Here is a 23,018-nt window from a genome sequence, read left to right as displayed (position 1 = left end):
ACTATTTATTATTAATTGTTATTTTGTTGAATTATCCTGATATCTTTTATACGGTCTGCAAAGAAACTACTTTTTTCTGGATATTTCAAAATTAATATTTCATAAGCTTGTATAGCCTTTTGATATTTTTTTTGTTCCAAATATACTTTGGCCAAAGTCTCTGTCATCAGATAGGAATTGTCCTCTTTATTAAGGTCAATATTTGGAGTAAATACTGCTCCGGGTTTTATTGGCGGAATTTTTGGACTGGTTTCTATGAACTTATCTATTAATTCTGCTTTTTTCTTTTTGTTTTCATCAATGCCAGGTTCTGGTTCCTGTTCTGGTTCTGATACTTTTACAGTATTATTAGTTTCCTTTTTTGGGTTTTCTCTTATAATAGGCTGTATTCTGGAAATTTGAAGCCATTGATGAAATGAATGTGTTTCTGATTTTGAGAAATCTATTGGCTGGCTATAATCTGATTTTTCTTCTGTTTGAGCTGGTTCTTCTTCGATTTTAGCCGGCGCTGATTTTTCAATAGAATTAAGAATTGACTGTTCGGTATTTTTATCGATTTCTATTCTGTCAATAAAAAGAGAATTGCTGTGAGCCGCAGCAGCTTCTTTTATGGAAGTAAGAATAGAATGTTCCAATGGAGTTGTCCTGATTATTGGGGCAGCTTCTTTTTCGATAATCTGACTGTCAACTACAGTTATATTGAGTAATTCTTCAATTTTTTTCTCGTAGGTCTTTTTTTGAATTGCTGTAAACGATTCTGAAGTTATGAAATCAAACAAAACGCTGCGGTCAGTAGTATGAGCGGCAACTATTTTTAATGCGAAATTGTATTTATAACTATTTTGATTGTAAAGCCCCTTTAGGCGCAGCGCACGTGCACTCTGAAAATATGGAAATTCATCCAGTACTTTTTCTAAAGCCACGGTTTGAATCTCGTCGATTTCCTCAGGTTGGTTTAATAAATAATTATAACTACTAATGTTCATTTTATTCTTTATTCCTTGTTTTTATAATTCTTATATTTTAATACTAAGATAGTAACTCTTTTTAGATTTTATTTGCTGACTGTTAGTAGATTACCATTTAGCTAATGATTCATTAAAAATATCCTGAGTTATTCTTTCAAAAATTTCTTTAATAGCAGCATCTTTTGTTGCTCCTGTTAATTGCTGTGCAGCTGGATAATCGTAGTAAAACTCAAAAGATTTGTCGAAATCGTCTGCTTCTTTATTTTTATTGGAAAATCTAACCTGTACCCTGATTTTTAATCGGTTTTGTGCTGCTTTTTGATCGGCAGTTGCGGTCATTGGACTGATTCTGTAATCAGTAATTTCACCTTCATAGGTTAAATCTCCATTGTTTTTTACTAAATGCAGATTCGTTTGACTCTGAATCAGTTCTTGTAAGGTGAGTGTAAAAGTTCTGTCAATACCAGGTTCAATCAAATCGGAGTTGTTTGGGAAAAAGTTTACTTGATATGTTTTGGTATTTGAGTCAACTCTACCACCTGTAAAGTTGTAAACCGAACAGCTGTTTAGGATGAATGAACTAATTATTAATAAGAGATACTGTGTTTTTTTCATATAATGTGTAAATTGCTATGCCTGTTCGCTACCGCTCGAGTCCAAATTCTAAATTCGGTTTGAATTTCAAATGTACAAAAATCGAATTTGTGATTTGAAATTTAATTTTTTCTTACAAATCGAATTGCTTGATTTTTCGATATAAAGTACGCTCTGAAATCCCTAATTCATCTGCGGCAGCTTTTCTTTTTCCTTTGTTTTTTTCTAATGATTTTTTGATCATTTCGATTTCTTTTTGTTCTAGCCTTAGGATTTCTTCCTCTTCGATGGTTTCTGCCAAAAGATAATTGTTCGACTCCTGTTCTTCATAGTCCTGTTCGATGTTTGAATTGGATAAGAAAGAGTTTCTTGGTTCTTCTTCAAAATCTATTTCGCTGTCCTCATTTTCGGAACCGTATATTTTTTTGATGAGCGATTTATTAGTTTCCTGAACTTTGGAACTCCCGTTCTGCATTAATTCCAATGTCAGTTTTTTAAGATCGTGCAAATCACTTTTCATGTCAAAAAGGACTTTGTACAAAATCTCTCTTTCGGTATTGAAATCGCTGTCGTTTTTTTTGTCTTTAATAACAGATGGTAAATTACTGTCTTCGGTTGGCAGATATGCCTGCAGAGTCTGCGCTGTAATGTCCCTATTAGTTTCTAATACCGAAATCTGTTCTGCAACATTTCGCAATTGACGGATATTACCGCTCCAGCGGAACTTTTGCAGAATCAATACAGCTGTATCATCCAGTTTTAAAGGAGGCATTTTGTATTTGTTAGCAAAATCGGCTGCAAATTTTCGGAACAATAAATGAATATCGTCTTTTCGTTCGCGAAGAGGAGGCAGGTTGATGTCTACTGTGCTTAAACGATAATATAGATCCTCACGGAATTTCCCTTTTTCGATTGCTTTGAATAAATTGACATTGGTTGCCGCCACGATTCGCACATTTGTTTTTTGAACCTGTGAAGAACCTACTTTTATGAATTCTCCATTTTCCAAAACACGCAGTAAACGTACTTGCGTGGTCAAAGGTAATTCTCCAACTTCATCAAGGAAAATCGTTCCGCCATTGGCTACTTCAAAATAACCTTCACGAGTACTGGTAGCACCTGTAAAAGCTCCTTTTTCGTGGCCAAAAAGTTCACTGTCAATTGTTCCTTCAGGAATCGCACCGCAGTTTACAGCAATGTATTTTCCGTGTTTTCGGTGGGATAGGGAATGTATAATCTTTGGGATGTTTTCTTTTCCCACACCGCTTTCTCCAGCCACCAAAACCGAAATATCGGTAGGGGCCACCTGAATGGCTTTTTCTATGGCGCGGTTGAGCTTTGGGTCATTTCCAATAATCTCAAAGCGCTGTTTTATTGATTGTACTGTATCCATTTTTAAAGGTTTAAAGTTTAAAATAGTTTAAATGTTAAACTGCTTACTTTAATGATTTCTTTATGCTTAATGAATTAAAGAGCTGCTTTTAATTCGTTGTTTTAATCTTAATCAAAATTTTCTACTGTTTTGACTTTGTTAAAGTGTCTTTTTGAACAGCAGTTTTTTCAGTTTTATGTTTTGGAAAATAAGTTCTGATGATGTAGAACGTTGTTCCAAAAGCAATGATGAAAGTAATTAAAGCGATAAGTATATTTTTTTTAGACATATGATATTCTCGTTTTTTTATTTTTGCCACAGATTAAAAAGATTAACACAGATTTTTTAATCTTCTATAAAGCGTATCTTTTGTATTGTAAAGATTTTGTTTGAAAATTTACTAATAAGCCTATTTCCGATTCAGCTAACTTTAAATAATTTAGAGTTTGAGCAACATGCTCGTTCGTGAATTCTTTTACAGCTTTTACTTCTAGAATTATGTCTTCGTTTACAATGAAGTCAGCGTAAAATTTATGAGGCAGAATTTTACCTTTATATTCAATCACAAATTCTTTTTCTCTTTCAAATGGAATGTTGTTTTCTTTGAATTCTATTTCCAAAGCATCTTTGTAAATTATTTCAAGTAACCCAGGTCCGAGTGTTCTATGAACCTCCATGCAAATTCCAATAATTTTATAAGTCTCCTCTTCTCTGTAGCTACTCATATTTTGAATTTTTAACACTTATTAAAAAGACAATTTAATAAAATCTGTGTTAATCTTTTTAATCTGTGGCAAAAAAACTTAATTCATTTCAGAATATCCCACCGCTTCTCCTTTCAAAGTTCCTGATGTACAGGAAGTGATTTTTACATTCACAAAATCTCCTACTTTGTAATTTTCTTTCGGGAATACCACAACGATACTTTGTGAATTTCGTCCTGACCAATCATCTTGGGATCGTTTGGAAGCTTTTTCTATTAAAACTTCTACAGTCTGACCCAAAAATTCCTGTGTTCTTATCGCGCTGTGTTCTCTCTGTAAATCGACAATTTCCTGCAGTCTTCTTGCTTTTGTTTCTTCAGGAACATCATCTTCCATTTTTCTTCCTGCCAATGTTCCCGGGCGTTCCGAATAGCTGTACATATAGCCAAAACTATATTTTACATATTCCATCAGACTCAAAGTGTCTTGGTGATCTTGTTCTGTTTCGGTTGGAAAACCTGAAATCATATCTTGTGTAACAGAAACATTCGGGATAATGGCACGGATTTTATCAATCAGAGCCATATATTCTTCTCTGGTGTGCAGACGGTTCATCTCTTTAAGGATACGGTTGCTGCCTGACTGAACAGGTAAATGGATGTGTTTGCAGATATTTGGATATTTAGCAATAACGTGCAGAATGCTTTCGTGCATATCCTGCGGATTCGATGTTGAAAAGCGGATACGCATTTTTGGGAAACCAACTGCAACCATTTCCAATAACTGATCAAAATCTACTGCTGTTGCTTTTTGCATTTCACTGGCGTTGACAAAATCTTTCTTTAATCCCCCGCCATACCATAAGTAGCTATCCACGTTCTGGCCAAGAAGAGTAATTTCCTTAAAGCCTTTATTCCACAAATCCTGAATTTCGTTCATGATGCTTTGCGGTTCACGGCTTCGTTCACGTCCGCGGGTAAAAGGCACAACACAAAAAGTACACATATTGTCACAGCCTCTCGTGATAGAAACCAATGCTGTAATTCCGTTGCTCATTAATCGGACAGGTGAAATATCACCATAGGTTTCCTCTTTGGACAAAATTACATTAATCGCATCACGTCCTTCTTCAACTTCGCTTAATAAATTAGGTAAGTCTTTGTAGGCGTCTGGTCCCACAACGAGATCAACGATTTTTTCCTCGTCAAGAAATTTTTCTTTCAAACGCTCTGCCATACAGCCCAAAACTCCGACTTTCATCTTTGGGTTGGTGCGTTTCACGGCATTGTATTTTTCTAAGCGTTTGCGAATCGTCTGTTCTGCTTTGTCGCGAATCGAGCAGGTATTTACTAAAACCAGATCGGCTTCTTCCAAAACGGATGTAGTGTTATAACCGTCGTCAGACAATATGGAAGCAACAACTTCACTGTCCGAAAAATTCATTGCACAGCCGTAGCTTTCTATAAAGAGTTTTTTGGTATTCTCAGGTTTATGTTCCAGTACAAGGCTGTTCCCTTGTTTGCTTTCTTCAATTATCTTTTCCATTGGGTATTTTCAAAGCGCAAATATACGGCAAATACAGTGATTATGACAAGATGTCAGCCGAAGAATTAACAAATTTTAAACGATTTTAGATTGAAGAGTAACGATTGCAGATTTATGATGTAAAAATTGAATTGAAATTTTAAGAAGATAAATGTTATTCATCGATTTTCAGAAAGTCAAAAATCAAAAATCTTTGATCTAATATCTGAGATCATTTGGGGCTAATTCCTATTTTTTGTTGCAAGTATTCACAAAAAAAAAGTAAAGATTCAAAAAATATTATTTTAACCTAAACTCTTTCAATAAAAAACCATTCGCTACGGTTTTAAAATCCACCAGTTGATTTTGAACCCAAATTTCATCATGTTTTAATTCCTTTGCTAGCAAACGGGCAACTTTATCTGCGCAGGTAATTGCTGCTCTTGCGTCGAGAAATAGTAAACGCACACGTCTTGCTAGAACATCCTCTACAGTCGCAGCCATTTCTTTCCGAACAGCCCAGGCAACTTCGGCTAATGTATAATTGTAGTTTGGATGCAGCTTTTCTTTCAGTTCGGGTTCATTTTCTTGTAATTCAAGAATAGATTTACTGTCGGTTCCATAAACAAACAAGTGGTTTTCAAAATCTGCACTGCTGTTTTTTTTATTACCATGAATGGACAAATATTTGGTTTTACATTTAAGTTTGGGTAATTGATGTGTCTCGATTGTTTTGTCAATAAGATCTTCAGCAATTTTTCGGTATGTTGTCCATTTTCCGCCAGTGATGGTGATTAATCCGGTCTCAGAAACTATTATTTTATGACTTCTGGAAACTTCTTTGGTGATTTGTGCTTTATTTTCGGGTGCGGCTAACGGTCTTAAACCAGCAAAAACCGAAAGAACATCAGCTCGTGTTGGTTTTTTTGTCAAATATTTTTTAGCAGTTTCCAGCACAAATTCAATTTCTTCTTCCAAAGCTATTGGTTCAATATCCGATTTTTTCACTAAGGTATCGGTGGTTCCTATGACAATTTTATCATGCCAGGGAACGGCAAAAAGAACTCTTCCGTCATTCGTTTTTGGAATCATCAATGCGTGTTCTCCCGGTAAAAAAGATTTATCGAAAACCAAGTGAATACCTTGGCTCGGGACAATGTATTTTTTATAAACAGTATCGTTCATTTTCATGATGGCATTGGTAAATACGCCGGTAGCATTAATTACCGCTTTGCTTAATATACTGTGCTCTTCTTGTGTTTCCTGATCGACCGCAATTACTCCGGTAATTTTGTTTTGATTATCCTTAATTAATTGTGTTACTTTAAAATGATTAAGAACGCAGGCTCCATTGTCAGCAGCAGTTTGAGCTAAGTTAACTGCTAATCTGGAGTCGTCAAACTGTCCGTCGTGATAGAGAACGCCGCTTCGCAGTCCGGTGGGTTCAATGGAGGAAATTAATTCGATGGTTTTTTCTTTTGATAGATATTTAGAACTTCCAAGACTTAATCTGCCGGACAATAAATCGTATAATTTCAACCCGAAGGTGTAAAAATAACCGCCCCACCAATTGTAATTTGGAATGATAAATGATTCGTTTTTTACCAAATGTCCAGCATTCTTTTCCATTAATCCGCGTTCTTTCAACGCTTCGATGACTAATGGAATATTGCCCTGTTCTAAATACCGAACACCTCCATGTACCAATTTGGTGCTTCGGCTTGAGGTTCCCTTTGCAAAATCTACAGCTTCTAAGACTATGGTTTTAAAACCTCTGCTTGAAGCATCAACGGCAGCCCCAAGTCCATTGGCACCGCCTCCAATAATAATGATGTCCCAATTCTGGTTTTTCTTGAGTTTTTCTAATTGATTGTTTCGGTTCATTTTTTTGCAGGTTCAGCTGGGTCTTTTGTAGTAAATTTAACTAATTATTTAAGAGCTTTGTCTTTTTGGAAATTTAAATTCGGATTTCTTTTTTATACCTATTATATATAAGTCAAATGGAATTGTGTGTTTTACTGTTTTAAAGGTTTTTTCTTGTGTTGAATGAATTTGCTTTTTTAAAGTTAAATTTAGAATTGAATTGATATAAACAAATGATAATTAGGAAACTTTGTGTTGTTTAACGCTTCATTTGCCGATTTAATATGTTTTTAAAATCAATGAAAGGTTGAAATTTAAAAAAAAAAATTACTTTTGCCATTCAAACAATAGCAAAATGGCAAAGAATTTAGTGATAGTTGAGTCCCCTGCAAAGGCAAAAACAATCGAAAAATTTCTAGGAAGTGATTATCAGGTAGAATCAAGTTACGGGCATATCGCCGACCTGCCTTCCAAAGAAATAGGTGTTGATGTCGAAAATGGATTCATTCCCAAATATGAAGTTTCCTCGGATAAAAAAGCATTGGTTTCCAAATTAAAGACGTTAGCCAAAAATGCCGATATGGTATGGCTGGCGAGCGATGAGGACCGCGAGGGAGAGGCTATTTCTTGGCACTTGGCGGAAGAACTGAAACTTAAAAAAGAGAAAACAAAACGTATTGTTTTTCACGAAATTACAAAAACTGCTATTTTTAAAGCTATTGATAAACCGCGTGAAATTGATTATAATTTAGTTAATGCACAGCAGGCGCGAAGAGTTTTGGACCGTTTGGTTGGTTATGAGTTGTCTCCTGTGCTTTGGAGAAAAGTAAAAGGAGGTTTGTCAGCTGGACGTGTTCAGTCGGTTTCTGTGCGGCTGATTGTTGAAAGAGAACGCGAAATTCAAAATTTTACTGCTGTAGCATCTTATTCAGTTGTTGCTGAATTCACAAACGAAGCCGGAAAGTCTTTTAAGGCAAAACTTCCAAAAAATTTCAATACAAAAAAAGAAGCCGAAGATTTTTTAAATAAAAATATAGGCTCTGCATATAAGGTAGCAGATTTAGAAACGAAACCTACCAAAAAATCCCCAACAGCTCCTTTTACAACTTCGACTTTGCAGCAGGAAGCGGCAAGAAAATTGTATTTGCCTGTTGGAATCACCATGCAGCTGGCACAGCGATTGTATGAGGCTGGACTTATTACCTATATGAGAACGGATAGTGTGAATTTGTCCAAAGAGGCGATGGATGCTGCACAGGCAGAAATCATTAAGTCTTATGGTAAGGAATTCTCAAATCCAAGAACTTTTGCTAATAAAAGCAAAGGAGCACAAGAGGCTCACGAAGCGATCCGTCCAACGGATATGTCTCTTCATTCTGTTGATATTGACAGAGATCAAGCACGTTTGTATGACTTGATTTGGAAAAGAACATTGGCTTCACAAATGAGTGATGCAAAATTGGAGCGAACCAATGTGAAAATTGAAGCCAATAATCATGATGAAGTATTTACTGCTTCAGGTGAAGTTTTGCTTTTTGAAGGATTTTTGAGAGTATATCTTGAAGGTCACGATGATGACGAAGAAGAGCAGGAAGGAATGCTGCCAGCCTTGAAAGTAAATGAAAAACTGCAGAATAATTATATTACTGCAACAGAAAGATATTCAAGAGCGGCTGCAAGATACACTGAAGCTTCTTTAGTGAAAAAATTAGAAGAATTAGGAATTGGCCGTCCTTCTACTTATGCGCCGACTATTTCTACTATTATCAATAGAAACTATGTTGAGAAAGGAAATTTAGAAGGTCAGGAACGTAATTATACGCAGTTGACTCTGCAGTCTGGTAAATTGGCAGAGAAGCTGCTCAAAGAAAATACAGGTTCTGATAAAGGAAAATTAGTCCCTACTGATATAGGTACAATTGTAACTGATTTCTTAGTGAAGAACTTTGGGAATATTTTGGATTATAATTTCACTGCCAAAGTGGAACATGATTTTGATGAAATAGCCGAAGGAAATATCGAATGGGCAAAGATGATGCAGGAGTTCTATGATCAATTTCATCCAACGGTAAAAGACGTAGAGGCGAATGCCGACAGAGAAAGCGGCGAAAGAATATTAGGGATTGATCCAGCATCTGGTAAGCAGGTTTCAGTTCGTTTAGGTAAATTTGGTCCTATGGCTCAAATTGGAAATGCTGAGGACGATGATAAAAAATTTGCAAGTCTTCGTCATGAGCAGAATATTGGAAATATAACTTTGGAAGAAGCGTTGAATTTATTTCTGCTTCCAAAAAATTTAGGTATATATAAAGGTGAAGAAGTTGAAGTGAGTAATGGCCGTTATGGGCCGTATGTGCGTCATGGAAGTGTTTTTATTTCTTTGCCAAGAGGAGAAGATCCATTGGATGTATCGATGGTTAGAGCTCAGGAGCTAATTGATGAAAAAGCAATTGCTGATGCTCCAATTGCAGTTTATAAAGGAGAAGGCGTTCAAAAGGGAACTGGCCGTTTCGGACCGTTTATCAAATGGAATGGTATTTTTATAAACGTAAGTAAGAAATATAATTTCGATAATCTTTCTCAAGCCGATGTAGAGGCTTTGATCGAAGATAAACTGCAGAAGAATATTGATAAAGTGCTTCATAATTGGGAAGAGGAAGGTATATTGGTAGAAAAAGCGCGTTGGGGCCGTTCAGTAATAACAAAGGGTAAAATAAAAATTGAACTAAGTAAGGATGTTGATGCTGCAAAATTGACTTTGGCTGAAGTTCAGGAAATGATTGCCAAAAAGACACCTGCTAAGAAAGTGGCAGCAAAAAAGACGACGGCAGTAAAAAAACCGGCGGCCAAAAAAACTGTGGCTAAAAAGAAATAAAGAATTTGATTCCGTTGATCTTGATTTTGTTTCAGGAAGCTGCGGAAATTAAGATTATAAAGAAATAGATAAAGAAATGGAATTTGATTTTTTAGTGCCATTAGACAGTGAAATTTTAAAGCATATACAAGAGCTGTCTGCACAGCATTTTGGAAGCAAAGTTGTGTTGCATACTGCTGATTCAGTTCCAGATTTAGATAAAATTAATATTGCTATTATTGGTGTTCTTGATAATAGAGGTGATCAAAAGGCTAAAGCTGAAGTTGATTTAAATGCAATCCGAAAAGAATTGTACAGTATGTTTCCTGGTAACTGGAAGGCAAGTATAGCGGATTTAGGGGATGTTCTTGCTGGAAATTCAAAAGAAGATACTTATTTTGCAGTAAAAAAAATTACAGCAGGATTGATAAGAAGAAAAATCATTCCGATAGTTATTGGAGGTTCTCAGGATATAACTTATTCACTTTATAGAGCTTATGATGATTTGGAGCAAATGGTAAACCTAGTTGCAATAGATAGTAAGTTTGATTTTGGGAAGGAAAATGAAGCGATAAGCTGTGATTCTTTTTTAACAAAAATAATTATAGACGAGCCCAATAATTTATTTAATTTTTGTAATATTGGCTATCAGACATACTATAATTCTCAGGAGGAGATTGATTTGATAGAGAAATTATTTTTTGATGCTTATCGGCTAGGTGAAGTTTCAAATAATATATCAATTTCAGAACCGGTTTTTAGAGATGCAGATTTAGTAAGTATAGATTTGAACTCTGTAAAATCATCGGATTCGGGTAATTTTATAGATTTTAATCCGAATGGTTTTAATGGTAAGGAAATATGTTCTTTGGCTAGATATGCTGGAATAAGTGATAAGGTGACATCATTTGGTATTTTCAATCATAATAACTCTAGGCAGGAGGCTGTGATTATTTCTCAGATATGCTGGTATTTTATCGAAGGGTATCATTATAGGTCTAATGAGTATCCGTTTGGAAGCAGAGAGAGATATTTAAAGTATATTGTTCCGCTTGAAGATGAGGATTTAATTTTCTTTAAAAGTGATAAAACTGAAAGGTGGTGGATTGAGATTCCATATGTTTTAAGTTCAAACAATAAATTGAAGAAAAATACGTTATTACCATGTTCATATGAAGAATATTTGGCAGCTTGTAATCAAGAAATGCCGGAAAGATGGTGGAAAGCCCAGCGTAAAAACGTTGTGTGATTTTTTTTATTCTTTAAAATTATTGGTTTTTTAGCAAAAGCGTTAATTTTATATGAATATTTGAAATAATTGTGTAATGCTTACATTTTTTTCAAAAGTGTGTTTTTTATCGTTGTTATTTAACTCTTCGGCGATAAAATATTTTTTTTTAAGAATTTTTAACATACATTTGACCAATAAAATTTAAGGCTATAAAAAGAATTGTTTTTTTAAAAAAAAATAAATAGGTTTACAGTCTGATAATAATGAATAGATAACCCCAATTTTTATGAAGAATTTCATTGCATTTACGGCAATTTTAACAGTGTTGATTAGCTGTGGTAGATCAAGCGACAAAGGTGAGTTGGTTGGTGTAAAAGGAGCAAAATGGCATCCAGAAAAACCTTATGGAATGACGCTGGTACCTGGTGGGTCATATATCATGGGTAAATCTGATGATGATGTCGCTAATGTTGGTGATGCGCCAACTAAAACTGTTACTGTTAGATCATTTTATATGGACGAAACAGAAATTACAAATAACGAATATCGTCAGTTTGTGGAATGGGTTAAAGATTCTACAATTCGTCTCCGTTTAGCTATTTTGGCTGAAGACAGCGGTCAAGGCGGTGCAGCTGACGGAAAAGGTAAAGGAAAAGGAAAAAATTCCGGCAGTATAGCTGATTATTCATTTAATGATTCTAATCCAGAAAAAATGACTGCATATGATAAATATATGTATGATAACTATTATAGTATCGGTACAGATAAAGATCCAAATGCTTTCAAAAGATTAAATAAAAAGGCAAAGCTTATAAAAGATGTTAAAAAATACCCAGATGAATATTATGTTGAAGTGATGGATTCTATGTATTTACCGCTTGAGGCTTCATACAATGGTTTGAGAACCATGGATGTCAACAAGCTTAAATTCCGTTACAATTGGATGGATATTCAGGCTGCCGCAAAAGCAAAAGTTGGTAAGAGACAAGATTTTATAAGAACTGAAGAAGTTAAAGTGTATCCTGATACTACAGTTTGGATTAAAGATTTTAGTTACTCATATAATGAGCCAATGCATAATGATTATTTCTGGCATAAAGCTTATGGAGATTATCCAGTGGTAGGCGTAACTTGGAAACAAGCAAAAGCCTTCTGTGAATGGAGAACTTTAAACAAAAACATATGGCTGAAATCTAAGAAAGGTCATTATGATAATGTAAATTCATTCAGATTACCTACAGAAGCTGAATGGGAATATGCTGCAAGAGGAGGTTTGGAATCTGCTACTTTCCCTTGGGGTGGTCCATATACTAAAAGTGACAGAGGCTGTTTCTTGGCTAATTTTAAACCTAACAGAGGTGATTATGCTGCTGATCAGGCACTGTACACAGTAGAAGCTCAGTCTTATGAGCCTAATGGATATAATTTGTATAATATGGCTGGAAACGTTTCTGAATGGACTGATTCTGCTTATGATTCCAATTCATACGAATTCATGTCTACAATGAATCCTGCAATCATTGATAATTCAAATAAACGTAAAGTTGTAAGAGGCGGATCTTGGAAAGATGTGTCATACTTCTTACAGGTAAGCACACGTGCATTTGAATATTCGGATTCAGCAAGAAGTTATATCGGATTTAGAACAGTACAAGATTACATGGGTACTCAGACTACTAAAAACGGTAAAAAATAATAAAAGAATTTCCTAAATCACTTAAATAAAAATAACCTATAAATTAACTTTAAAATTTTTAAACGATGGCTATATTGAGCAAAAAAGCAATGAATTTTACCTATGGTATGGGAGCGGCAGTAGTAATTATTGGAGCGCTTTTTAAAATTCAACATTATCCTGGAGCAAGTGCATTATTAATTGTTGGTCTTTGTACTGAAGCTTTTATTTTTGCTCTTTCAGCATTTGAACCTGTTGATCACGAATTGGATTGGTCTTTAGTGTATCCTGAATTGGCACCAGGTGCTGAAAAAACTGAGAAGAAACCTATTGTAAAAGATGATGCTGACGGGATGTTATCTTCAAAATTAGATGCTTTATTGAAAGAAGCAAAAATTGATGGTGAATTAATGAACAGCCTTGGTAACAGTATCCGTAATTTCGAAGATGCTTCAAGAAATATTTCTCCGACAGTTGATTCAATTGCAGCAACAAAAAAATACAGTGAAGAATTGTCTATGGCAGCTGCTCAAATGGAATCTTTAAACAGTTTATATAAAATTCAATTAGAAAGCGCTTCTAGAAATACTGAAGCTAATAAAGAAATTGCTGAAAATGCTAGTAAATTAAAAGAGCAAATGCAGTCAATGACTGCAAATATTGCTTCTTTGAACAATGTTTACGGTGGTATGCTTTCTGCTATGAGTAATAAAGGATAATTAGTTTTTTAACTATATATTTTAATATTAAATAATTAAACTAATTAGAAAAAATGGCAGGAGGAAAATTAACCCCTAGACAGAAGATGATTAACCTGATGTACTTGGTTTTCATCGCGATGTTAGCATTAAATATGTCCAAAGAAGTATTGTCAGCATTTGGATTAATAAACGAGAGATTTGAAACTGCAAATGGTTTAGCGTTAACTTCTAATGAAGCTATTTTAGCAGATTTAGATCTTAAAGCTCAAGATAAGCCTGAGCAGTATAAAGTTCCTAATGATATTGGTAAAAAAGTAGCAAGTGCTACAACTACTTTTTACAAATATGTTGAATCACTTAAAGTTGATTTGACTAAAGATGTAAAGAGAGAAGAGAACGGTAAGTTGCCATATGAAAGCATGGATAATTCATCAAAATTAGATGAGTCGTGGTTTAGCGGTGATGGTTTATCTGCTAAAGGTAAAGAAGTTGTTGCTGCAGTTGAGACTTATAAATCTGCGATCAAATCTGCTTTAGGTAATGATCCTAAGTTTAAAGACATCTTAGCTGAGTTCAATACTAAATTTAATACAGCTGATGTAAAGGATAAAGAAGGTGTTACTAAAAATAATTTAGATTATAATTTCAAGCATTTTCCATTAATTGCTTCTGTTGCTAAATTAACAGCTATCCAAAATGATGTTAATACAATTGAAAACCAAATTTTGGGAACTTTGACTGGATCTACAGCTGTTGCTGCAGCATCAATGAAAAATTATACTGCTATTGTTATCCCTGAAAAATCTGCATTCTTTGCTGGTGAAGCTGTAAAAGGTAAAATTGTTTTAGGACGTTTTGATAAATCTACTGTTCCAACTAAAGTTGTAGTTAACGGAGGTAATTTAAATTTGGCGACTGCATTGCATGACGGTCAAGTTGATTTTAGTTTTGGTGCTGGAAATGTTGGTGAACACGACATTAATGGTAACTTTACTTTTATGGAAGATGGAAAACCAGTTGCGATTCCAATTTTAGGAAACTATGTTGTTGTTCCAAAACCAAATTCAGCAACTATTTCTGCAGATAAAATGAATGTAGTTTATAGAGGCGTTATTAACCCAATGACTATTTCTTTTGCTGGTGTTTCTGATGATAAAGTAACTGCTTCTGCACCAGGATTAAGCCGTGCAGGTAAAGCGGGCAACTATAATATGAGTCCTGGTCAAGGTTCTGAAGTTGTAATTAATGTAACAGGAACATTACCTGATGGTTCAAAAGTTTCTGATAAAAGATCTTTCAGAATTAAAGGTATTCCAGCTCCAGTTGGTGCTATTGGTGGAGAAATGGGAATTGTTAAAGGAGCTAAATCTCGTTTAGAAGTTTCTCAAGTATCTGCTAAATTACCTGATTTTGATTTTAATGTTAATTTGAATGTTGTTGGATTTACTTTAAAAGTTACTGGTCAGGCTGCAGTTATTGTTTCTGGTGATAGAGTTAATTCTCAATGTAAAGCAGCTTTGGCAAGAGCCACAAGAGGTGACCAAATCACGATTTCTGATATCAAAACTAAATTAGTTGGATCTGATATTATGCTTTCTAGAACGGCACCGGTAATTTATGAAATACAATAATATTTAAGTTGAAATTTAACGCTTAGATAACTTAATAATTGATAAAATGAAGACTAAAAATTTAGTAGTAGTTATTGCATTAGTTGCAGGAAGTTTTTCTTCATTTGCACAATCTAATTTGCTTAATGCTAAAACTCCTGAGCAAATAGGTGTAAAGACTAAATCTCAAATATCGCTTGATAATGATAAGCCCTTAGCTTATGGTTATGTTGATGATAGAGATATATTAATGGGAAAAACTACTTGGGAGATAATTGATTTGAGTGAAAGATTTAATTTTCCTCTTTATTTTCCAATCGATTCTACTAATATAGGGAAAGACAGAAGATCATTATTTGATGTTTTAATTAAAGGTATTAAAGCTAATAAAATAACTGAAGTGTATGCGGATGATTATTTTAATACCAAAAAATCATTTAAGGACATGAGCAGTTCGTTTACTTATATTGATACTACAAATGCTGGTAGAGAAGAAGTAAATGCCAATAGAGATTTGTATTATCCAAAAGCCAAACCGTCGATTACTTATAAAACTGTTAAAGGTAAAAAAGTAAAAGTTGTTGGTCCTGCTACTGTTCCCGTTGCTAAGGTTTTAGATCCTCAGTTTATTGATAAAAGAGAGCTTACTTCACAGGATATTACTGGTTATAAATTGAAAGGATACTGGTATTTTGATAAACGTCAGAGTGAATTAAAGTATCGCTTGTTAGGTATTTGTCCAATTGCTCCTGAGGCAAGAGAAGTTGGAACTGAAAATCCTGATTATATTGATTTATTCTGGATTTTTTATCCATCAATCCGTGATTATCTGCATCAGTATTTAGCATTCAATGAAAAGAATTCTTCTATGCCAATTTCTTTTGACAGAATTTTAGATTCTCGTCAATTTAGCGGTGTCATTTACAAAGAAGAAAATGTTTATGGTGACCGTTTGATTACTGAGTATGTTAATGAAAATGCTTTGAACCAATTATTGGAATCAGACAGAATTAAAGATAAAATTCGTGACTTCGAACACGATATGTGGAATTACTAATTTCATGAATATTTTTTTAAAAAACTCTTACTTTAATCAAGTAAGAGTTTTTTGTTTGTTTTAAATTTTATTATTTATGATTGATTATATAATTGTTGGTTGTGGTTTGGGTGGAATTTCATTCTGTGAGACTGCTATTCGGCATGGGAAAAGTTTTGTGGTTTTTAATAATGATTCTCAAAATTCATCCAAAATTGCTGGGGGGTTATATAACCCTGTTATTTTGAAGCGGTTTAGTGAAGTTTGGAATGCGCAGGAACAATTAGAGCTAATGACAGTTTTTTATTCTAATTTGAGCGATAGAATAGATGATAAGTTAAATTTTAAAACACCTATATTAAGAAAGTTTTTTTCTATTGAAGAGCAGAATAATTGGTTTGCAGCTTCTGACAAAAAAAGCTTGGCACCTTTTCTATCTACTTCTTTATGTTTTGATAAATATGACGGCATCGATTCTCCTTTTGGTTATGGTGAGGTTTTGCAGACCGGATATGTTGATACTGCATTATTGCTATCTAAGTACCAAAAGTATCTTACTTCATTAAATCTTTTAAGAGCAGAGTCTTTTGAATATAACGCATTAATTATTGAGGATGACAGATTGTTATATAAAGATCTGGAAGCAAAATATATAGTTTTTGCTGAAGGTTTTGGTCTGCATGCTAATCCTTTTTTTAATGACCTTCCTTTAGATGGTACCAAAGGTGAATTGTTTGTTATTAAGGCACCTGATTTGAAACTGGATGTGATAGTGAATACCAGTGTCTTTATTTTGCCATTAGGTAATGATTTGTTTAAAGTTGGTGCAACCTACAATTGGAAAGATAAAACGGATATGCCTACTGAGGAGGGAAGAATAGAATTAATTGACAGAATTAAAGAGATAATTTCCTGTGAGTTTGAAATAGTGAAACATTATGCAGGAGTCAGACCAACTGTAAAAGATAGAAGACCTTTAGTTGGAACTCATAAAGTTTATAAAAATTTACATGTACTGAACGGTTTGGGAACACGCGGGGTAATGCTCGGTCCAGCGATGGCTAAAGTATTATTTGATAAGATTGAATACAATATTCCGCTTGATAAGGAAATTGATATTGATAGATATTACAATAAAAAGAAAAAGAAAATTTAACTATTTTTTGTTTTTGGGTCATACTTGACAAACATATTGATGTAAATGTTTCTGGACAAACGCAAAACAATCGGAAATAATAAAATCAGGGTAATAATAATAGTAATGAAGGAGGTTTGGATATCTGCTCCCAAAAATAAATAGGATACTATAAAAGCTGATATTCCTACCGCAACATTTAATCCGTAACTCACGTACATTGCTCCATAAAAGAAAGAAGGTTCAATCTGATATTTTAGCTCGCAATGGCTGCATTTTTCATGCATTTTGAGGACTGAACCAATATGTAATAGATTTTGATCTGTGTACATGCTTTCATTCATGCATTTCGGGCAAGTTCCTGTTAAAATGCTATATAATTTGGATCCTTTTTTTAACATTTGCAAAATAAATAATTTGTTTCGTTTAATGATGAACAAATTTACTAATTCATAAAGGAATAAAATAATTAATACATGCTTAATATACATAATTTATCGGTTTCGTTTGGTGGTTCTTATTTGTTTGAAGAAGTAACTTTTCGATTAGGAGCTGGAGACCGAGTTGGTCTAGTGGGGAAGAATGGTGCTGGAAAATCTACTATGCTAAAAATGCTGGCAAGGGATTTTGCACCAGACTCAGGGGTTATTTCTCAGGAGAAGGATATTCGAATGGGTTTTTTACGTCAGGATATTGATTTTGAACGCGGACGTACAGTTTTGGAAGAAGCCTACGAAGCATTTACTGAAATTAAGATTGTTGAGAAGAAACTGGAAGAGATTAATCACCAGCTGGTTACCCGTACCGATTATGAAAGTGAAGAGTATGGTCAAATTATTGAAGACCTGTCTGACTATACACATCGTTTTGATTTGTTAGGCGGATATAATTATGTAGGTGATACCGAAAAAATATTATTAGGTTTAGGTTTCAAAAGAGAGGTTTTCAATAACCAGACTGAAACTTTTTCCGGAGGCTGGAGAATGCGTATTGAGCTGGCAAAATTGCTTCTGCAGAATAATGATGTCCTGTTACTGGATGAGCCAACGAACCACCTTGATATTGAAAGTATCATTTGGCTTGAAAGTTTTCTGCGTAATTATCCTGGCGTAGTGGTAATCGTTTCTCACGATAAAATGTTTCTGGATAATGTTACAAATAGAACCATAGAGATTTCTCTTGGAAAAGCTTATGATTTCAATAAGCCGTATTCTCAATATCTGGAACTGCGTCATGAAATTCGTGAAAAACAATTGGCAACTCAAAAGAATCAAGCCAAGAAAATTGAAGAAACTGAAAAGCTTATTGAAAAGTTTAGGGCAAAAGCTTCTAAGGCTTCTATGGCGCAGTCTTTAATTAAAAAGCTAGACAAAGTAGAACGTATAGAGGTTGATGAGGATGACAATTCAGTGATGAACATTTCTTTTCCAGTTTCTAAAGAACCAGGAAAAGTAGTTATTGAAGTCGAAAATGTTACAAAAGCGTATGGCGATAATGTAATTATAAAAAACATTGATTTATTAGTTGAGAGAGGAAGTAAAATTGCTTTTGTCGGTCAGAACGGGCAGGGGAAATCGACTTTTATTAAGGCTATCGTTAATGAGTTTGAATATGATGGAACTATCAAATTAGGACATAACGTTCAGTTAGGATATTTTGCCCAAAATCAGGCAGAGTATCTTGACGGCGAGATTACTTTACTGCAGACTATGGAAGATGCAGCAACCGATACTAATCGTATGAAAGTACGTGATATGCTTGGTTCTTTCTTGTTTCGCGGGGACGATGTTGAGAAGAAAGTGAAAGTGCTTTCCGGAGGTGAAAGAAATCGTTTGGCACTTTGTAAATTATTGCTGCAGCCTATCAATGTTTTATTAATGGATGAGCCGACGAATCACTTGGATATTAAATCTAAAAATGTTCTGAAAGCGGCTTTACAGAAATTTGGCGGTACTCTATTGCTGGTTTCTCACGATAGGGATTTCCTGCAGGGAATGTCTAATATCGTTTATGAATTTAAGGATCAGAAAATAAAAGAATATTTAGGAGATATTAATTATTTCTTGGAACAGCGCAATCTTGAAAATATGCGCGAAGTTGAGAAAAAAGATATTGCAAAAGCAACTACTTCCAAAGAAAGCAATAAATCTTCCTATGAAGACCAGAAAAAAGGAAAGGCTTTGCAGAACAGATTAAGCAAAGTTGAAAGCCAGATCAAGCAATTGGAAAAAGACATTCAGCATGATGATAAAATGCTGGCTTCGAATTATGATAAGCATATTGAAGACGCTTCTTTTTTCAGTGCTTACAATAAAAAGAAAGCGGAATTAGATAAACTGCTTTTGGATTGGGAAATTGTTCAGGAAGAAATTGATAATATGCAGTAAAAAGGTGAATATATAATTGGAGGCGGAATCTTGTCAGATTGACTAGGTTCCGCTTTTTTATACATTCTAATTTCTTATTCTTTAAACGGATTTCGTTCCTGCCAGACAACTTTTGGTTCAAGAGAATTAAATGCTTTTTCAAAAACAAGATCACCAACAGAACTGCTGTGCTTTGCAAAACCAAACATTTTCATTGGCTTTGCCCCAACAGAGCTCTTGATTTCCAGTGCAGTTCGAGCAAAAATAATTTCCTTAAAACCTTTGTTAATCGAATACGCAATCATGTCATACAGCATATTCAGATACAGCATCTTTTCTCTTTGAATGGTATCGTCATAGCCTAAAAAATAGGTGTCAATTGTATCGCCGTTTTTAATCAAAGTATTAAATCCAATTAATTTTCCATCAAGGAAATAACCATAGAACAGAAATTTATCCTGTAAAATTTCCTTGAAAACCCTAAAATGGTTTTTGGTTAGAAAGAAAGTGTTGAAAGGTGCATTTTTGGCAACATGATAGTACAAATTATAGATTGTTTCTTCGTGAGCGATAATATCTTCTAAATGTAATTTTCGTTTCTCAATTCCTTCGGCCTTTTTTCGGGCTCTTTTATACTGATCGCGGTATTTTTTGAGTAAGGAATCAATATAATCCTGTTCCGATTTCCATTCGAACGGAATGCTGAAAACCATATTAGGCTGTGTACTGTATTTGTAATTGTTTTTAAAAAGGTTTAAATCAATGGCAAATTTCTCAATATCCTGTTCCGTATAATCCTTAAAAGTTATGATATGCACCTTTTTGCCCATTGATTTAAGTTTATGTTTTAAATCAATAGATGCTTTTTTCAAAGCTTTTATACCTTCGGATTTTGAAATGTTATCCGAAAAAATAAATGAATTCTGGCCTGTAAGCATGTTATTGCCTATGATCAGAACATGTGACGCAAAATTTTTTAAAATGAATTTCCGTGCAGTAGTTTTTATGCATCGATCCCTTTCTCCAAAAGATTCCAGCTTATTTAAATCCAAGAATTGTGATATTGCAACGCCAACTAACTTCTGCTCTTCAAAAAGCCCAATATAATGACAAATCATGTTATCTGGAGCCGACTTATCGAGAATTTCAAAGTATTCTTTGGATAAAAAAATATTTTGACAGCCTAGTTCATTCCAATTTTTGGGAAGCTGTTGTTTAGTTTCGTAAATTTGATAAGAAATGGCAGTTTTCAATTCTGAAAGTATATGATTCAAAATTAACTAATAAAATTAAATTTTTACTGAATTGTTTTCTTTTAACTGTTTTGCTGGATAGTTACGGCGCAATAGTTTGAAAAATAAGCTTTTATTTATTTTTTAAGCAATAAAACCAGGTAATTTTGCTTTTTTAAAGAAAAAAAGCAAAGGAAATTGACCGATCAGGTCTAAAGGCTGACATTAGCCCTTTTGTTATTATTTGCAATTGCAGCCCAAATCACTTTAAATTCTACGATATGAAAACATTTACAGAAGAATCCGTAAGTCCTTTTTTGGATAATTTGAAAGATTGGCATTTTAAAGAAAATGCGGTCGAAAAAGATTTTAAATTCAAGAATTTCACACAAGCACTCGGTTTTATAGTACAAGTAGGAGTCTTAGCCGAAAAGATGAATCATCATCCAGAACTTTTTAATGTGTATAATAAAGTAAATATACGCTTGAATACTCACGATTCTGGTGGTGTTACGATGAAAGATATTGAATTGGCAAACCAGATTGAAAGCTTGTTCTAATAAAAAAAGCCTTATTTCTATCTTATGCAGAAATAAGGCTTTCAGGTTGTTTATTTAAATTTTAAAGCCAGCCGCAGATAATAGATCCTATAATAGTTAAACTAAGAATCCAAAATCCAGCGTGTATCCATATGTATTTCCATGATTTTCTTTCAAATAAACCGTTTATTGCAATTATTGGAAAGGCAAAAAATAAACCAGACATGAATCCATGTAAAGCTCCATGCTTGAAGGTTCTGTAAGCAGTTCCGTAATCGGCCATGAAGGCTTTAAAAGAAGGAAGTGCTTCAGCAATTTTCGGTGATCCGCCAACCATTCCTACCGCTCCGGACTGGTGAATTGTTAATGACATTTCAATCACAACAATAAATAATGAAAAAATATAGGTCAAACCAAAAATCTTCAGCATATTCCCTTTTTGAAGTTCTTCTTGGGTGAGATTGTTTTCCTTCATCCAGATGGTACCAAATATTTTTGGATTATACCAGATAAATCCAACCACCAATGTTGTTAATGCGCTTACAAAAACTGCAATCCAATTCATTTCCATAATTTAAGGTTTTAAGGTTATAGCCTCAAATTTAACTAAAATTTTGTTATATCACCATGTTTGATTATTTTATATAGTTTTTAGATTACAAAAATTAATAAAAAGTGTGTTTTATCGATTAAATTTGCGTTTTACTGAATATTGGAGTTATTTTGTTGTGTTAAAATAAAAAAATAGAGATCATGAAAAATATTGCTGCAGTATTTTTAACGGTTACTTTTTCTCTTTCCTTACTTGCTAATGTTTCAAATAGTGAAAAAGATATTTTAATTAAGTTATATCAGAAAACAAATGGCAGTCAATGGATTGTGAAGTGGGATCTGAATGCTCCTATTTCTACCTGGCATGGAATTAAAGTTGAAAATGAGAAAGTAGTAGCCATTAATCTTTCTAATAATAATTTGACAGGAACTCTTCCTTTAGAAATAACTAATTTGAAAAACTTAACAGAATTAGATTTATTTAAAAATCAGATTTCGGGAACAATACCCCAAAACATTGGTAAATTAAAATCACTGCGGGAGCTAAATCTATCGTTTAATAAATTGACCGGTTCCATTCCAAAATCTATTTGCGAAATCCAGCATTTAAAAACTTTAAAGCTTTTTATGAATAATCTTTCCGGCGAATTGCCAAGTCAGATTGGAAATTTAAAAGAATTGGAAGTGATTTCTTTATTTAACAACAAGTTATCGGGAGAACTGCCAGAATCATTATATCAGTTGAAACATTTAAGAGAACTATCGCTGAGCAGTAATGAATTTTCGGGACACATCAGCAGGAATATCGAAAACTTAGTTTCCTTAGAAAACTTGAGTTTATTTGATAACAAAATGAGCGGACAGATTCCTTTCAGCATTGTTAAGTTAGAAAATTTAGAAAAAGTAAATTTAGCTTATAATTCATTTTCTGGTTATGTACCTGCTCTTTTGGCTAAAAAAAATGATTTCAATTCTACAATGCGAAATGAATCGGGTGCAGCTTTTAAATTAGAAGTTGAAAATACTTCCAGAGGAACTTTAGCCGTAGGCGAATAAAGTCAA

At 33.9% G+C, this 23,018-nt stretch carries 20 protein-coding genes; 10 read left to right on the top strand and 10 right to left on the bottom strand.

Annotation, left to right across the window (positions count from 1 at the left end; translation table 11 throughout):
• Nucleotides 1–11: 11 nt before the first annotated feature.
• From OZP07_RS18150 to OZP07_RS18120, 7 genes are all read right to left on the bottom strand, one after another.
• Nucleotides 12–986, bottom strand: a complete 975-nt coding sequence (locus OZP07_RS18150) for a tetratricopeptide repeat protein (RefSeq protein WP_281636221.1) — start codon at nucleotides 984–986, stop codon at nucleotides 12–14.
• A gap of 90 nt (nucleotides 987–1,076) precedes the next feature.
• Nucleotides 1,077–1,583 (bottom strand): LPS assembly lipoprotein LptE, encoded by a 507-nt coding sequence (gene lptE / locus OZP07_RS18145; protein ID WP_281636220.1) that lies wholly within the window; start codon nucleotides 1,581–1,583, stop codon nucleotides 1,077–1,079.
• A gap of 112 nt (nucleotides 1,584–1,695) precedes the next feature.
• Complete coding sequence (locus tag OZP07_RS18140) at nucleotides 1,696–2,955, bottom strand: sigma-54 interaction domain-containing protein (RefSeq protein WP_281636219.1); 1,260 nt, start codon at nucleotides 2,953–2,955, stop codon at nucleotides 1,696–1,698.
• Nucleotides 2,956–3,076: 121 nt separating this feature from the next.
• Complete coding sequence (locus OZP07_RS18135; RefSeq protein ID WP_281636218.1) at nucleotides 3,077–3,223, bottom strand: hypothetical protein; 147 nt, start codon at nucleotides 3,221–3,223, stop codon at nucleotides 3,077–3,079.
• A 64-nt stretch (nucleotides 3,224–3,287) separates the two neighbouring features.
• Complete coding sequence (locus tag OZP07_RS18130) at nucleotides 3,288–3,659, bottom strand: GxxExxY protein (protein WP_281636217.1); 372 nt, start codon at nucleotides 3,657–3,659, stop codon at nucleotides 3,288–3,290.
• 78 nt (nucleotides 3,660–3,737) lie between these two features.
• Complete coding sequence (gene miaB / locus OZP07_RS18125) at nucleotides 3,738–5,183, bottom strand: tRNA (N6-isopentenyl adenosine(37)-C2)-methylthiotransferase MiaB (RefSeq protein ID WP_281636216.1); 1,446 nt, start codon at nucleotides 5,181–5,183, stop codon at nucleotides 3,738–3,740.
• A gap of 279 nt (nucleotides 5,184–5,462) precedes the next feature.
• A complete protein-coding gene (locus OZP07_RS18120) occupies nucleotides 5,463–7,046 on the bottom strand; it encodes a glycerol-3-phosphate dehydrogenase/oxidase (protein ID WP_281636215.1) in 1,584 nt (527 codons plus the stop codon).
• Between the two features lie 334 nt (nucleotides 7,047–7,380).
• On the opposite strand from OZP07_RS18120, the gene topA reads away from it, so the two are divergent.
• The 7 genes from topA (at nucleotide 7,381) to OZP07_RS18085 (ending at nucleotide 17,288) form a co-directional block, all read left to right on the top strand.
• Complete coding sequence (topA, locus tag OZP07_RS18115; RefSeq protein ID WP_281636214.1) at nucleotides 7,381–9,900, top strand: type I DNA topoisomerase; 2,520 nt, start codon at nucleotides 7,381–7,383, stop codon at nucleotides 9,898–9,900.
• Nucleotides 9,901–9,976: 76 nt separating this feature from the next.
• Nucleotides 9,977–11,128, top strand: a complete 1,152-nt coding sequence (locus OZP07_RS18110) for a formimidoylglutamase (RefSeq protein WP_194642060.1) — start codon at nucleotides 9,977–9,979, stop codon at nucleotides 11,126–11,128.
• Between the two features lie 268 nt (nucleotides 11,129–11,396).
• Nucleotides 11,397–12,806 (top strand): T9SS ring complex lipoprotein PorK/GldK, encoded by a 1,410-nt coding sequence (porK, locus tag OZP07_RS18105; protein ID WP_281636213.1) that lies wholly within the window; start codon nucleotides 11,397–11,399, stop codon nucleotides 12,804–12,806.
• A gap of 65 nt (nucleotides 12,807–12,871) precedes the next feature.
• Nucleotides 12,872–13,504 (top strand): type IX secretion system motor protein PorL/GldL, encoded by a 633-nt coding sequence (gene porL, locus OZP07_RS18100; protein ID WP_281636212.1) that lies wholly within the window; start codon nucleotides 12,872–12,874, stop codon nucleotides 13,502–13,504.
• A 53-nt stretch (nucleotides 13,505–13,557) separates the two neighbouring features.
• Nucleotides 13,558–15,117: a type IX secretion system motor protein PorM/GldM gene (gene porM / locus OZP07_RS18095; protein WP_281636211.1), complete on the top strand. Its 1,560-nt coding sequence runs from the start codon at nucleotides 13,558–13,560 to the stop codon at nucleotides 15,115–15,117.
• Nucleotides 15,118–15,163: 46 nt separating this feature from the next.
• Nucleotides 15,164–16,153: a type IX secretion system ring subunit PorN/GldN gene (gene porN, locus OZP07_RS18090; RefSeq protein WP_194642064.1), complete on the top strand. Its 990-nt coding sequence runs from the start codon at nucleotides 15,164–15,166 to the stop codon at nucleotides 16,151–16,153.
• A gap of 76 nt (nucleotides 16,154–16,229) precedes the next feature.
• Entirely contained in the window at nucleotides 16,230–17,288 is a 1,059-nt protein-coding gene (locus OZP07_RS18085; RefSeq protein WP_281636210.1) for an NAD(P)/FAD-dependent oxidoreductase, read from the top strand.
• On the opposite strand, the gene OZP07_RS18080 is transcribed toward OZP07_RS18085, so the two are convergent.
• A complete protein-coding gene (locus OZP07_RS18080) occupies nucleotides 17,285–17,668 on the bottom strand; it encodes a DUF983 domain-containing protein (RefSeq protein ID WP_281636209.1) in 384 nt (127 codons plus the stop codon). The genes OZP07_RS18085 and OZP07_RS18080 overlap by 4 nt on opposite strands.
• Before the next feature lie 75 nt (nucleotides 17,669–17,743).
• On the opposite strand from OZP07_RS18080, the gene abc-f reads away from it, so the two are divergent.
• A complete protein-coding gene (gene abc-f / locus OZP07_RS18075) occupies nucleotides 17,744–19,654 on the top strand; it encodes a ribosomal protection-like ABC-F family protein (RefSeq protein ID WP_281636208.1) in 1,911 nt (636 codons plus the stop codon).
• 74 nt (nucleotides 19,655–19,728) lie between these two features.
• Here the strand turns inward: abc-f and OZP07_RS18070 are convergent, their stop codons facing one another.
• Nucleotides 19,729–20,886, bottom strand: coding sequence for a GNAT family N-acetyltransferase (locus OZP07_RS18070; RefSeq protein WP_281638488.1), 1,158 nt, complete (start codon nucleotides 20,884–20,886; stop codon nucleotides 19,729–19,731).
• A 260-nt stretch (nucleotides 20,887–21,146) separates the two neighbouring features.
• Between OZP07_RS18070 and OZP07_RS18065 the strand changes: the two genes are divergently transcribed.
• The gene (locus OZP07_RS18065) at nucleotides 21,147–21,425 is read left to right on the top strand and encodes a 4a-hydroxytetrahydrobiopterin dehydratase (RefSeq protein WP_194642068.1); all 279 of its coding nucleotides are present in this window, start codon (nucleotides 21,147–21,149) and stop codon (nucleotides 21,423–21,425) included.
• 61 nt (nucleotides 21,426–21,486) lie between these two features.
• On the opposite strand, the gene OZP07_RS18060 is transcribed toward OZP07_RS18065, so the two are convergent.
• The gene (locus OZP07_RS18060) at nucleotides 21,487–21,975 is read right to left on the bottom strand and encodes a DUF1761 domain-containing protein (RefSeq protein WP_194642069.1); all 489 of its coding nucleotides are present in this window, start codon (nucleotides 21,973–21,975) and stop codon (nucleotides 21,487–21,489) included.
• 182 nt (nucleotides 21,976–22,157) lie between these two features.
• Between OZP07_RS18060 and OZP07_RS18055 the strand changes: the two genes are divergently transcribed.
• Complete coding sequence (locus OZP07_RS18055) at nucleotides 22,158–23,012, top strand: leucine-rich repeat domain-containing protein (RefSeq protein WP_194642070.1); 855 nt, start codon at nucleotides 22,158–22,160, stop codon at nucleotides 23,010–23,012.
• Nucleotides 23,013–23,018: the final 6 nt, after the last annotated feature.

Source organism: Flavobacterium marginilacus (assembly GCF_026870155.1).
In the GTDB taxonomy this organism is placed as follows: Bacteria; Bacteroidota; Bacteroidia; order Flavobacteriales; family Flavobacteriaceae; genus Flavobacterium; species Flavobacterium marginilacus.
The sequence above is the reverse complement of the archived record's forward strand: the minus strand, read 5'-3'. Positions and strand labels throughout refer to the sequence as shown.

What these genes read in the sequence shown, in the direction of transcription:
- lptE (WP_281636220.1), bottom strand. Translation starts at nt 1,583, where the DNA reads ATGAAAAAAACACAGTATCTCTTATTAATAATTAGTTCATTCATCCTA.
- OZP07_RS18135 (WP_281636218.1), bottom strand. Translation starts at nt 3,223, where the DNA reads ATGTCTAAAAAAAATATACTTATCGCTTTAATTACTTTCATCATTGCT.
- OZP07_RS18080 (WP_281636209.1), bottom strand. Translation starts at nt 17,668, where the DNA reads ATGTTAAAAAAAGGATCCAAATTATATAGCATTTTAACAGGAACTTGC.
- porN (WP_194642064.1), top strand. Translation starts at nt 15,164, where the DNA reads ATGAAGACTAAAAATTTAGTAGTAGTTATTGCATTAGTTGCAGGAAGT.
- OZP07_RS18065 (WP_194642068.1), top strand. Translation starts at nt 21,147, where the DNA reads ATGAAAACATTTACAGAAGAATCCGTAAGTCCTTTTTTGGATAATTTG.
- OZP07_RS18140 (WP_281636219.1), bottom strand. Translation starts at nt 2,955, where the DNA reads ATGGATACAGTACAATCAATAAAACAGCGCTTTGAGATTATTGGAAAT.
- OZP07_RS18055 (WP_194642070.1), top strand. Translation starts at nt 22,158, where the DNA reads ATGAAAAATATTGCTGCAGTATTTTTAACGGTTACTTTTTCTCTTTCC.
- OZP07_RS18120 (WP_281636215.1), bottom strand. Translation starts at nt 7,046, where the DNA reads ATGAACCGAAACAATCAATTAGAAAAACTCAAGAAAAACCAGAATTGG.
- porL (WP_281636212.1), top strand. Translation starts at nt 12,872, where the DNA reads ATGGCTATATTGAGCAAAAAAGCAATGAATTTTACCTATGGTATGGGA.
- topA (WP_281636214.1), top strand. Translation starts at nt 7,381, where the DNA reads ATGGCAAAGAATTTAGTGATAGTTGAGTCCCCTGCAAAGGCAAAAACA.
- miaB (WP_281636216.1), bottom strand. Translation starts at nt 5,183, where the DNA reads ATGGAAAAGATAATTGAAGAAAGCAAACAAGGGAACAGCCTTGTACTG.
- porK (WP_281636213.1), top strand. Translation starts at nt 11,397, where the DNA reads ATGAAGAATTTCATTGCATTTACGGCAATTTTAACAGTGTTGATTAGC.
- OZP07_RS18110 (WP_194642060.1), top strand. Translation starts at nt 9,977, where the DNA reads ATGGAATTTGATTTTTTAGTGCCATTAGACAGTGAAATTTTAAAGCAT.
- OZP07_RS18150 (WP_281636221.1), bottom strand. Translation starts at nt 986, where the DNA reads ATGAACATTAGTAGTTATAATTATTTATTAAACCAACCTGAGGAAATC.
- OZP07_RS18060 (WP_194642069.1), bottom strand. Translation starts at nt 21,975, where the DNA reads ATGGAAATGAATTGGATTGCAGTTTTTGTAAGCGCATTAACAACATTG.
- porM (WP_281636211.1), top strand. Translation starts at nt 13,558, where the DNA reads ATGGCAGGAGGAAAATTAACCCCTAGACAGAAGATGATTAACCTGATG.
- OZP07_RS18130 (WP_281636217.1), bottom strand. Translation starts at nt 3,659, where the DNA reads ATGAGTAGCTACAGAGAAGAGGAGACTTATAAAATTATTGGAATTTGC.
- OZP07_RS18085 (WP_281636210.1), top strand. Translation starts at nt 16,230, where the DNA reads ATGATTGATTATATAATTGTTGGTTGTGGTTTGGGTGGAATTTCATTC.
- abc-f (WP_281636208.1), top strand. Translation starts at nt 17,744, where the DNA reads ATGCTTAATATACATAATTTATCGGTTTCGTTTGGTGGTTCTTATTTG.